Here is a 7,423-nt window from a genome sequence, read left to right on the forward strand (position 1 = left end):
CGACACGCTCTGGCCCATCTGGCCCACCATCGCCCGCGCGCAGGCCGTCCTGTGCGCCTGGCTGCAGGACCGGGCGCCCGCCACCGCCGCGCTCCTGGCCGACCCCGAAGCCGCCGCCGTGCTGCGCAGCCAGGTCGTGCAGGCGCATCCGCAGCTGTCCCACGACCTGAGCGCCCTGCGCCGCGAAAGCATCCGTGCCGCGCTGCGGCAGGCGGGCGACGACACCGCGCTGACCGACGGCGCCTTCGATGCCTTCTTCGCGGAGCGCCAGCGCGTGGAGCTGTACGACGACGCCATCGCGGCGCTGGAATTCCTGGCCATGCGCTATCCCCTGGCCGCCCTGTCCAACGGCAATGCCAACCTGGACCTGATCGGCATCGGCGCCTATTTCCAGGCCCGCATCAGCGCACGCGAGTTCGGCATCGCCAAGCCCGATCCGCGCATCTTCCATGCGGCCGCCGAGGCCCTGGGCGTGCCGGCCGCCAGCGTGCTGCACGTGGGCGACGATGCCACGCTGGACGCGCACGGTGCCCTGGGCGCGGGCATGCAGGCGGTGTGGATCAACCGCGCCGAGGCGGCCTGGCCGCACGACGGCGAGCCGCACGCCACGGTGCCCGATCTCACCGAGCTGTGCCGGCTGCTGGCGTGACCGACACGCTCGCGGGCTGGGGCGTGTAACCGCCCAATGGAGGCGCCGATGCGTGGCCGCGCAGGGTGGGGCGGGTAGGCCCAATGGCTTTCCCGCAGGGGCATCCGCACGGGGATGATTGCTGAAGTGCTATTAAATCAATAGCTACAAGGGCAATGAGTACTGGGGCATGGAGCGCTTTTCACTCTGAATGGCAGTGCACAGCATGAAAGCGCCTGTGCGGCGGGCGGAACACTACGCCTGCTCCAAACGGGCGAGGTACGCCGCGACCCGATCATCATGATCGTCGGTGGCCCCGCCACCGAACCAGAAGGCCCGGGCGGCGCCGAGGGGCTGGCGGACGGGCTCGAGCGCGCGGGCGACCGTTCGATACGGCCGCAACGCATCGGTTTCGTCGGGCGAGCCCCAGATCGGGCGATCGCCGGCCGTGATCGAGAGAAGGTGGGGGGATCGCTCGATCGCGATGTCGGGGTCGCGGGCCAGCTCGGCCAGTGCGGGTTCGATCCGGTCCCAGTATTCGCGGCCGATGAACGTTCGCCAGCCCACATCGGCAATACCGGCTTCTTCTCCCGCCTTCCACCGATGCGGTGAACCTTCCCTGCGAAGCGCGGGCTCCACCATGTCGGCGTCGGTGCTGAACGCGGCCCGATGGCGCTCCGGATCGGCGCTCAACAGGAACCTGAGGCTGCTTTTGTGGGGTGGGAGAAATCGTCCCATGCCCATCGTGCCGCTGATGGTGGGCAGTTCCATCAAGGTCGCGCTGACTTCCTGCGCGAAGCCGTGCCAATGGGGCGAGTCTTGCGGTATCGCGGTCTCCAGAAAGAAACGGTCGCTGCGCTGCTCGATGCCGAAGAACGGCAAGCCGGGGTGCGGGAAGTCGGCGAGCGCGTGGCCGTAGCGGCGCAGGCCCTCGCCATACGGGGTGCCGCCGTCCCGGGCGAGATAGGCGCGGCCGTCGTTCAGGATGCGCGGCGTCGCCGGGCGGATCTTGCCCTTGTAGCCGGGAAAGTGGTACGAGGTTTCGTTCGCCGACGTGCCGAAGCGCGCTTCGAACTGGGCGTAGAGCTTGCGAAGGTGCGGGGCGATGGTCGGGGCGTGGATCGTGCCCTCCACGATCGCGATCGACCGGAACGCGGGCACGGCCACCGGTTCGTTTTCCCACATCAGAAACTCACGCATCGGTTGCCTCCCTCCCCATTTTTCCGTACCGGGGGTGTTGTTCGGAATGGCGGAATCTATCGCAGATCTTTCGGCGGGTGTTACGCCATCCCACACAACGCAAGCCCGCGGAGTGAAACCCAGCGACCAGCCATGCAGAATGTCCGGCAAGGTTTTTCAATCAACGGAGGGGTTTGGCATGCATCGACTCGATACGGGGCGTATCTTTCAACGATCGACACACGACGTCTGGCTGGCGAGTTGCCTGGTGGCATTCGGGTTGACGGCCTGTGGCGGCGGATCGGGATCCACCACGGTCACTCTGTCCGATGCCCTGAAGGTCGACACCACGTACGGCGAAGCCGGGGTGGCCACCTTCCCGCTCGGCACGCCATCCTTCGCCAGCCTGGGCGTGCAGCCGGATGGCAGGCTGCTGATTGCGGGCAGCAGGGTCGCGGTCCCCGCAGCCCCTTCGGGTTTCGGATCGCTGCCCGCCACGCAGACCTTTGTCGTCCGGATGGGCGCCGACGGACATGTCGACAGGGGCTTCGGCCAAAACGGCGAAGCACGGTTTTCCGTCAAGGGATACGAGTCGCTCGGCGATGTTCGACTCCAGGCCGACGGCAGAATCCTGGTGGCGGTTCAGGCACACGAGCCGTGTTTCTCACCGTCCTACCAGACCCGGTGCCTGACGGCGTCCGGGGAGCCCGGCACATGGCACCACACCGTGGTCGGCCTCACCGCGAATGGGGCGGTCGACAGCACATTCGGCACCCAGGGCGTTGCGGAGGGATTCGTCTCCACCAATCTCAACACCCTCGCTCTGGCGATCCAGCCCGATCAGAAACCCGTTCTGCTGACGTCCAACGACCGCCCCATCCTGCAAGTGTTCGGCCGCTCTTTGCGCCGCCTGTCTGCGGACGGAATCCCCGATGCCGCGTTCAATCAACCGACGGCATCGCAGCCGCCTGCGCCCTGCGAGGCCAGCGGCGCGGTGGTGCTGGCACTGCGCAACGGCAGCATCGTCACCGCAGGCCAACTGGGTGGCCGGATCTACGCAGACCCCCGATCCGACCCCGGGCTTTGCATCGCGGTGCACGCGGGCGGGACGCAGGCGCAGACCTTCGGTGGCTGGACGTCCTTCGGGGCGGAGTTGAAGGAATACCAACTCGCGCCCCATCCCGATGGCGGATTCGTCGTCGCCGCCAGAACCTGCGCGGGCAGCGACTGCCAGCTCAGCGTCGCCAAGTTCAGTGCCAATGGCGCGCTCGACACGTCCTTTGGCGACCAAGGCATCGAGCGCGTGGTGCTTCCTGCCAACTATCGCCTCAAATCCTTCTTCGTCCAGAGCGACGAAAGCATGAAGGCCTTCGGTGCCATCGAGGAAGGCGCGGCAGCGGGCACCACTGCACGCCGGTTCCGTGCGGTGTGGACGAGCCTGACGGGCAACGGTGCACTGGCCAACAATGACACCAACGTGGCGACTTCCATTCAGGACCCGCCGACCAGTGCAGAGCCGCGCGAGGTGCTCCGGGACGGCGCGGGGCGCTGGCTCGTGATCAGCTCGGAGGAAGACAGTGCGCGCAACCTGGTGCTGAGGGTCGTGCGCACGCTGGGCACGTCCACCGGCCGTTCGTAAAACCGCTAGGCCGCGAGGAAGTCCCGGATCGCGAACAACGTGGCGTCCGGCGCCTCCGTCATCTGGTGGTGGCCGACCGGCAGGCTCGCCACCTGCACCGCCTTGCCGGCCGCGCGCGCCGCCGCGATCAGGCCCTGCGCCGCCTTCGGGTTGGTCATCTGGTCCTGCGCGCCCAGGGCGAACAGCACCGGGCAGGTGATCCGCGCGATGGCCGCCTCGCCGCACGCATAGCGGTCGCAGGCCAGAAAGCCGCGGTGGAACACGTTCACGGCCGGGTTGCTGCGCAGCACGCGGCGGCCCAGGGCCATGCCCGCGCCAAAGGCCCAGAAGCCCGCGCCCGAGGGCGAGGCCAGCGTGCTGCGCGAGAACACGTTCACCATGCGCAGCGCCTTCTCGGGCGTGTTCAGGGCCGACTCGATGAGGGCGGGGGACACCTTCATCGGGTAGGCGGTGCCCACCAGCACCAGGTGCGTGATGCGGTCCTGCAGGCGGGCGGCGGCCTCCAGCGCGATCAGCGATCCCCAGCTGTGGCCCACCAGCGCGGCGCGGGCCACGCCGGCCGCATCCAGCAGCGCGGCGATGAAGCCGGCCGCCTGCTCGACGCTTTCGGGCGCATCGCCCTCGCTGCGGCAGTGGCCCGGCAGGTCCACCGCCAGCACGTTCCAGCCGTGGTTGGCGAAATAGCGGCTTTGCAGCGCCCACACGCTGTGGTCGTTGAGCACGCCGTGGATGAAGACGACGGTCGGCTTGGCCGCGTCGAACGCCTTGCCGCCGGTGTAGCAATAGGTGCCGTGGCCGTTGACGGTGATGCGCATCACGCACCTGCCTTTTCTGCGGCTTTCAGCGCGCGCTGCAGGTCGTCGATGAGGTCGTCCGCGTCTTCCAGGCCGATCGACAGGCGGATCGTGCCCTGCGAGATGCCGGCCTGGGCGAGCGCCTCGTCGCTCATGCGAAAGTGCGTGGTGCTGGCCGGGTGGATCACCAGGCTGCGGCAGTCGCCCACGTTGGCCAGGTGGCTGAAGACCTTCAGCGTCTCGATGAACTTCTTGCCCTGCGCGCGGTTGCCCTTCAGGTCGAAGCTGAACACCGATCCCGCGCCGCGTGGCAGCAGCTTTTGCGCCAGCGCGTGGCTGGGGTGCGAATCGAGCATCGGGTGCCCCACGCGCGAGACGAAGGGGTGGCTGGCCAGGAACTCCACCACCTTCTGCGTATTGCGCATGTGGCGCTCCATGCGCAGCGCCAGCGTCTCGATGCCCTGCAGGATCAGCCAGGCCGTGTGCGGGCTCATGCACGCGCCGAAGTCGCGCAGGCCCTCGCGCCGTGCGCGCAGCAGGAAGGCGCCCACGGTGCTTTCCTCGGTGAACACCATGTTGTGAAAGCCGTCGTACGGCTGCGTCAGTTCGGCAAAGCGCCCCGCGGTGCGCGGGCCCTCCCAGTCGAAGCTGCCGCCGTCCACCACGATCCCGCCGATCACGGTCCCGTGGCCCGACAGGAACTTGGTGGCCGAGTGGTACACCAGGTCCGCACCGTGCTCGAAGGGCCGCATGAGCCACGGCGAGGTGAGGGTGGAGTCCACCAGCAGCGGCACGCCGGCCTCGTGCGCGATGGCGCTCACCGTGGGAATGTCCAGCACGTCCAGGCCCGGGTTGCCCACGGTCTCGCCGAAGAACAGGCGGGTGTTGGGCCGCGCCGCGGCGCGCCAGCCGTCGATGTCGCCCGGGGCGACGAAGGTGGTCTCGATGCCGAAGCGTGCCAGCGTGTAGTGCAGCAGGTTCTGCGATCCGCCATACAGCGCGGTGCTGGCCACGATGTGGCCGCCCGCGCCCATCAGCGTGCAGATCGCCAGGTGCAGCGCGGCCTGGCCGCTGGCCACCGCGATGGCGCCCACGCCGCCTTCCAGGGCGGCCACGCGCTGCTCCAGCACGGCGTTGGTGGGGTTGCTGATGCGGCTGTACACGTGGCCCGGGCGTTCCAGGTTGAACAGCGCGGCCGCGTGGTCGCTCGACTCGAACACGAACGACGTCGTGAGGTGGATGGGAACGGCGCGCGCCCCGGTGGCCGGGTCGGGCGAGGCGCCCGCGTGCAGCGCCAGTGTGTCGAAGCCAGGGTCTGAGTAACCGGGCATCCGTGTCTCCTCTGTAGGGGGGTAAGCGCCGCATTGTGGGCTATATTGCGCAGGATTCAGCCAGCAGCGCTTTGGCGCGCACCACGGAGACCTCCCCCATGAAAGTCAGCGACATCCTTCGCGTCAAAGGCAACACCCTCTACACCGTCAACGCCGACGAGCCGCTGTCCCAGGCCGCTGAAATCATGTCCGAAAAGGACATCGGTTCGCTCGTGGTCATGGACCTGGGTGACCTGGTGGGCATGCTCACCTTCCGCGAAGTGATCCAGGCCGTGGTGAAGAACGGCGGTTCGGTCGGCACCCTGCTCGTGCGCACGGCCATGGACGACGCCCCGCTCACCTGCACGCTCGAGACCGACATGGACGAGGTGCGCCGCATGATGCTCAACCGCCATGCCCGCTACATGCCGGTGATGGACAAGAAGATGCTCATGGGCGTGATCAGCTTCTACGACGTCGCCAAGGCCGTCGTGGATGCCCAGAACTTCGAGAACAAGATGCTCAAGGCCTACATCCGCGACTGGCCCGAGGAAGACGCCCGCCCTGCGGTCTGATCGCTCCCTTCAAGCCCAACCGGCCCCATGCCGGGGTATCGATTGCCTGGTTTGCTATGTTTTTAATAGCATTCGGCGCGAGGTGGGATGGACCGGGCCGGGCCGCAAGGCTCGGTGATAATCGCGCCCCATGAGCGGCAACACACTCGGCACCCTATTCGCAGTCACCAACTTCGGTGAATCCCACGGCCCGGCCATCGGCTGCGTGATCGACGGCTGCCCCCCCGGCATGCCCCTGTCCGAGGCGGACATCCAGGCCGACCTGGACCGCCGCCGCCCCGGCACCAGCCGCCACGTCACCCAGCGCAACGAGGCCGACACGGTCGAGATCCTCTCCGGCGTGTACGAAGGCAAGACCACCGGCACGCCCATCGCCCTGCTGATCCGCAACACCGACCAGCGCAGCAAGGACTACTCCAACATCGCCGAGAGCTTTCGCCCCGGCCACGCCGACTACACCTACTGGCACAAGTTTGGCATCCGCGACCCGCGCGGCGGCGGGCGTTCGTCGGCGCGGCTCACCGCCCCCACGGTGGCGGCCGGCGCGGTCGCCAAGAAGTGGTTGTCCGAAAAATACGGCGTTCGCTTTCGCGCCTGCATGACGCAGATCGGCGAGCTGGCCATTCCGTTCGAAAGCTGGGACCACGTGCCCCAGAACCCGTTCTTCGCGCCGGTCGCCGACGTGTCCGCGTACGAGGACTACATGGACGCGCTGCGCAAGTCGGGCGATTCGTGCGGCGCGCGCATCCGCGTGCAGGCCACGGGCGTGCCGGTCGGCCTGGGCGAGCCGCTGTACGACAAGCTGGATGCCGACATCGCCCACGCCATGATGGGGCTCAATGCCGTCAAGGGCGTGGAGATCGGCGCGGGCTTTGCCAGCGTGGCGCAGCGCGGCACCACCCACGGCGATTCGCTCACGCCCAGGGGCTTTGCCAGCAACAACGCCGGCGGTGTGCTCGGCGGCATCAGCACGGGGCAGGACATCGAGGTGTCGCTGGCCATCAAGCCCACCAGTTCCATCATCAGCCCGCGCGAATCCATCGACGTGCACGGCCAGAGCACCGAGGTCATCACCAAGGGCCGGCACGACCCCTGCGTGGGCATCCGCGCCGCGCCCATCGCCGAGGCCCTGCTGGCGCTGGTCGTGATGGACCATGCCCTGCGCCACCGCGGGCAGTGCGGCGACGTCGAGCCGCCGGTGCCGCCGATCCAGGCATCGTTTCTCTGAGCCCGGGGCCCTCGGGCCCCCCCCGCCTCAGCGCGCGGCCGAGGCAGGCACGGGGGGCGCCACAGGGACC

At 68.3% G+C, this 7,423-nt stretch carries 7 protein-coding genes; 4 read left to right on the plus strand and 3 right to left on the minus strand.

Annotated elements, in window-relative coordinates; translation table 11 throughout:
- On the plus strand, nt 1-649 hold a 649-nt coding region (locus tag AC27KI_RS15905; protein ID WP_487114691.1), incomplete at its 5' end, for an HAD family hydrolase.
- A gap of 234 nt (nt 650-883) precedes the next feature.
- On the opposite strand, the gene AC27KI_RS15910 is transcribed toward AC27KI_RS15905, so the two are convergent.
- Nucleotides 884-1,828, minus strand: a complete 945-nt coding sequence (locus AC27KI_RS15910) for a hypothetical protein (protein WP_487114693.1) — start codon at nt 1,826-1,828, stop codon at nt 884-886.
- 178 nt (nt 1,829-2,006) lie between these two features.
- On the opposite strand from AC27KI_RS15910, the gene AC27KI_RS15915 reads away from it, so the two are divergent.
- On the plus strand, nt 2,007-3,446 hold the full coding sequence (locus AC27KI_RS15915) for an NHL repeat-containing protein (protein ID WP_487114695.1): 1,440 nt from the start codon (nt 2,007-2,009) through the stop codon (nt 3,444-3,446).
- 5 nt (nt 3,447-3,451) lie between these two features.
- Here the strand turns inward: AC27KI_RS15915 and AC27KI_RS15920 are convergent, their stop codons facing one another.
- Both AC27KI_RS15920 and AC27KI_RS15925 read right to left on the minus strand, forming a co-directional pair.
- On the minus strand, nt 3,452-4,261 hold the full coding sequence (locus tag AC27KI_RS15920) for an alpha/beta fold hydrolase (protein WP_487114700.1): 810 nt from the start codon (nt 4,259-4,261) through the stop codon (nt 3,452-3,454).
- A complete protein-coding gene (locus AC27KI_RS15925) occupies nt 4,261-5,571 on the minus strand; it encodes an O-acetylhomoserine aminocarboxypropyltransferase (RefSeq protein ID WP_487114697.1) in 1,311 nt (436 codons plus the stop codon). Before AC27KI_RS15925 ends, AC27KI_RS15920 begins: the two co-directional genes overlap by 1 nt.
- A 98-nt stretch (nt 5,572-5,669) precedes the next feature.
- Here AC27KI_RS15925 and AC27KI_RS15930 point away from each other — a divergent pair, with 98 nt between their 5' ends.
- A complete protein-coding gene (locus tag AC27KI_RS15930; RefSeq protein ID WP_272563967.1) occupies nt 5,670-6,125 on the plus strand; it encodes a CBS domain-containing protein in 456 nt (151 codons plus the stop codon).
- 130 nt (nt 6,126-6,255) lie between these two features.
- The gene (aroC, locus tag AC27KI_RS15935) at nt 6,256-7,353 is read left to right on the plus strand and encodes a chorismate synthase (protein ID WP_272563966.1); all 1,098 of its coding nucleotides are present in this window, start codon (nt 6,256-6,258) and stop codon (nt 7,351-7,353) included.
- The last annotated feature ends 70 nt before the right edge of the window (nt 7,354-7,423 follow it).

The sequence above is a fragment of the Acidovorax sp. KPB24-03 genome (genome assembly GCF_057546605.1).

Coding starts and splice junctions, on each gene's coding strand:
- AC27KI_RS15920 (WP_487114700.1), bottom strand. CDS start 4,261: ATGCGCATCACCGTCAACGGCCACGGCACCTATTGCTACACCGGCGGC.
- aroC (WP_272563966.1), top strand. CDS start 6,256: ATGAGCGGCAACACACTCGGCACCCTATTCGCAGTCACCAACTTCGGT.
- AC27KI_RS15915 (WP_487114695.1), top strand. CDS start 2,007: ATGCATCGACTCGATACGGGGCGTATCTTTCAACGATCGACACACGAC.
- AC27KI_RS15930 (WP_272563967.1), top strand. CDS start 5,670: ATGAAAGTCAGCGACATCCTTCGCGTCAAAGGCAACACCCTCTACACC.
- AC27KI_RS15910 (WP_487114693.1), bottom strand. CDS start 1,828: ATGCGTGAGTTTCTGATGTGGGAAAACGAACCGGTGGCCGTGCCCGCG.
- AC27KI_RS15925 (WP_487114697.1), bottom strand. CDS start 5,571: ATGCCCGGTTACTCAGACCCTGGCTTCGACACACTGGCGCTGCACGCG.